Source organism: Angustibacter speluncae (assembly GCF_054777815.1).
On record NZ_BAAHAF010000165.1, the window covers coordinates 1 to 3,585 of the forward strand.

General features: G+C 75.9%; 3 protein-coding genes and 1 pseudogene. 2 read left to right on the forward strand and 2 right to left on the reverse strand.

Annotated elements, in window-relative coordinates:
* Nucleotides 1–768: pseudogene (locus ACYVKY_RS18715) on the forward strand (hypothetical protein); the annotation flags it as partial.
* A gap of 51 nt (nucleotides 769–819) precedes the next feature.
* Nucleotides 820–1,794, forward strand: coding sequence for an NAD-dependent epimerase/dehydratase family protein (galE, locus tag ACYVKY_RS18720; RefSeq protein ID WP_460436499.1), 975 nt, complete (start codon nucleotides 820–822; stop codon nucleotides 1,792–1,794).
* Nucleotides 1,795–1,820: 26 nt separating this feature from the next.
* Here the strand turns inward: galE and paaI are convergent, their stop codons facing one another.
* Complete coding sequence (paaI, locus tag ACYVKY_RS18725; protein WP_460436500.1) at nucleotides 1,821–2,264, reverse strand: hydroxyphenylacetyl-CoA thioesterase PaaI; 444 nt, start codon at nucleotides 2,262–2,264, stop codon at nucleotides 1,821–1,823.
* A 34-nt stretch (nucleotides 2,265–2,298) separates the two neighbouring features.
* Nucleotides 2,299–3,585, reverse strand: a 1,287-nt coding sequence (locus ACYVKY_RS18730) for a 3-hydroxyacyl-CoA dehydrogenase family protein (protein WP_460436501.1), incomplete at its 5' end; no start/stop codon positions are given.

Sequence of the window (3,585 nt, forward strand, 5' to 3'; positions counted from 1 at the left end):
CAGGGCGAGGTCACCGTCGCGGCGACCGGACCGCCGCGGCCGGCCGTCCCCGCGACCGACCTCAGCGGGCTGGTGGGCCGGCTCGCGCCGTACGCGCCGCCGGTCGACGGGCCGCCGACCGACGGGCCGCCGACGGACGCCTACCGGCCCGGCCGGGTGCGGCTCGACCGGGTCGTGGGCGACGACGGCACCCGGTGGGTGCTGTACGTGCCGCCGACCCAGACCTGGTCCGACGCCGGCGGCCCGCTGCCGGCCGACGGCACCGCGAACGTCCGGCTCGTCGGTGGCCTCGACACCGACGCCCTCGAGGCGGTGCGACGGGTGCTCGACGAGGCGGGCGTCGGGCCGGACGAGCCGGTGCTCGCCGTCGGCTACAGCCAGGGCGGGCTGACCGCGGCGAGCCTGGCGGCCGACCCCCGGTACGCGGTCGAGGGCGTCGTGACCCTCGGGTCGCCGGTGTCCGCCCTGCCCGTGCCCGACGACGTCACGGTGCTCGCGGTCGAGAGCTCGTCCGACCTGGTCCCGCACGTCGACGGGCGGCTCGACCCCGACCGGCCCGGGTGGACGACCGTCACCGGCGAGGTCCCGGTCGACCCGTCCGAGCCGTGGGCGGGCCACCACCTCGAGGCCTACCGTCGGCACGCGGCGCAGGTCGACGCGTCCACCCACCCGTCGGTGCAGGGCTGGCGGGAGGCGGTCGCGCCGTTCCTCGACCCGGGCGCCGCCGTCAGCACCCAGGAGTTCGCCACCGTCCGCACGGTGCCGTGACCGGGGCTGCGATGCTTACCCCTCCGCGACCCCGGGGCAGGAGGCACCACGATGGGCAGCTGGCTGGTGACGGGCGGTGCCGGGTACATCGGCGCCCACGTGGCACGGGCGCTCGCCGACGCCGGCACCGAACCGGTGGTGCTCGACGACCTGAGCAGCGGCCACCGCGCCTTCGTCGGCCCCGAGCACCCGTTCGTCGAGGGCAGCGTCCTCGACACCGCGCTGGTGACCCGCACGATGCGCGAGCACGCCTGCGAGGGCGTCGTCCACCTCGCCGGGTTCAAGTACGCCGGCGTCTCGGTAAGCCGCCCGCTGCACACCTACCGGCAGAACGTCGAGGGCACGGTGTCGCTGCTCGAGGCGATGGTCGAGACCGGCGCGGGGTCGATCGTGTTCTCGTCCTCGGCGGCGGTCTACGGCACGCCGGACGACGACGTCGTCACCGAGGAGTCGGCCACCCGGCCCGAGTCGCCGTACGGGCGCTCGAAGCTGATCGGCGAGCAGGTCATCGCCGACACCGCGCGGGCGCACGGTCTGCGGCACACCTCGCTGCGGTACTTCAACGTGGTCGGCTCCGGCCACGCCGACCTGTTCGACTCCAGCCCGCACAACCTGGTGCCGCTCGTGCTCAAGGCGCTGACCGACGGCCGAGCGCCGCAGATCAACGGCGACGACTACCCGACGCCCGACGGCACCTGCGTGCGCGACTACGTGCACGTGCAGGACCTCGCCCTCGCGCACGTCGAGGCGGCGCGCCGGCTCGCGGCGGGCGACGGGCTCGAGCCGGTCTACAACCTCGGCAGCGGCGACGGGCTGTCGGTGCGGCAGGTGATGGACGCCGTGGCGCGCGCGACCGGCTCGGACCTCGAGCCCCGGATCGAGCCGCGGCGCCCGGGCGACCCGGCGCGCATCGTGGCCCGCGGCGACCTCGCGGCCCGCGACCTGGGCTGGGAGATGCGCCACGACGTCGACCAGATGGTCGCCAGCGCCTGGCGCGCCTGGCAGGCCGCGCTCGACGCCGCCTGAGTCGCCCTGTCCCGGAGGGCGAATGGTCAGGGATTCGCCGCCGGGGAGGGGTCCGCGGGGGCGGATACCTGACGATTCGCCCCCACCTCGCGGGAGCGGCCCTGGAACAGGGCGACGACTGCGCCGTCGCGCTCGCGCTCGACGCGCACCCGGGTGAGGCCGTTGCGGCCCCAGCGGGCGTCCTCCTCGGCGGTGGCGAGCAGCACCTCGCCCGCCGAGGCCGGCGCCACGAACGTGACGTCGGCGCTCGCCGCGACCACGACCCGGTCAGGACCGTTGCAGCAGAACGCGAACGCCGTGTCGGCCAGGGTGAACAGCATGCCGCCGTGCACCGAGCCGTGACCCTGCAGCATGTCCGGGCGCACGGTCATCCGGACGACGGCGCGGCCCGGGCGGGCCACCAGCAGCTCCATGCCGAGCGAGCGGCTGAGGGTGTCGCGGTCCCACATCGCGCGGGCCCACGGCTCCACCTCGTCCCGGGCCGGGGCTCCCTCAGGCAGGTCCTCAGGCAAGGGGACCGCCGGACGCGGCGGCGGCCAGCAGCCGCGGCGCGGCGCGGTAGCGGCCGGTCGGCATCGCCCGGTGCAGGTGCACGAGCACGTCGGCGACGCAGGCCGGGCCGATCCGCTCGCCCCAGGCGATCGGGCCGAGCGGGTAGCCGGTGCCGAGCGTCATCGCGGTGTCGACGTCGGCGGCGCTCGCCTCGCGGCGCGCGACCAGGTCGACGGCCTCGTTGACGAGCATCGCGACGGTGCGGGCGACCACCAGGCCGGGGGTGTCGCGCACGTGCAGCACCTCGAGACCGGCCGCCTGCAGCACGCCGACCGCCTCGTCGAGGGTGCGCCGCGAGCAGCTGTCGGAGCAGGCGACGACGGCCAGGGGGGTGGTGCGGGCGTCGAGCACCCAGTCCAGCACCACGACCTCCTGGCCCTGGGTGCTGGCGGTGCTGCCGTCGGTCTCGAGCAGCCGGCCGCCCGAGGGCAGGATCAGACCGATGTCGTCGGTGCAGTCGGGATCGCTCTGGCCGACCACGCGCACGTCGACGCCGCCGTCGGCGATGCGGTCGAGCAGGGGCTCCATCACCGCCCAGCCCTCGCTGTAGCGCACCCGCCGCGGCGGGTCGGCCGGCGGCAGCACCGCCACCGGCTCGCGCGGGCCGCCCGGGGCGTCGGCAGGCACGGTGTGGTCGTAGACGCCGCGCCCGCTCTTGCGGCCGTAGCGGCCGGCGTCGACCAGCGACTGCTGGAACACCGTCGGCGCGTACCGGGCGTCGTGGAAGGTCTGCTGCCACACCGACCGCGACACCGCGAGGTTGACGTCCTGGCCGACCAGGTCGGTGAGCTCGAGCGGGCCCATCGGGAAGCCGCCCGCGGTGCGCAGCACGTGGTCGATCGTCGCGGGGGCGGCGGTGCCCTCCTCGACCATCCGCTGCGCCTCGCCGTAGTACGGGCGTGCGACGCGGTTCACCACGAACCCCGGTGTGGAGGTGCAGGTCACCGGCTCCTTGCGCCAGCGCCGCACCAGGTCGCGCGCCTGCTCGACGACCGCCGGCGAGGTCTGCGCGCCGTGCACCACCTCGACCAGCCGCATCAGCGTCGCGGGGTTGAAGAAGTGCAGCCCGACGACGCGGTCGGGCACCCGCAGCGGGCTCGCGACCGCCGTCACCGACAGCGACGAGGTGTTCGTGCCCAGGACGGCGTCGTCGTCGACGACCTTCTCCAGCGCGGCCAGCAGGTCGCGCTTGACCTGCAGGTCCTCGGCCACCGCCTCGACCACGAGCCCGCACGGGGC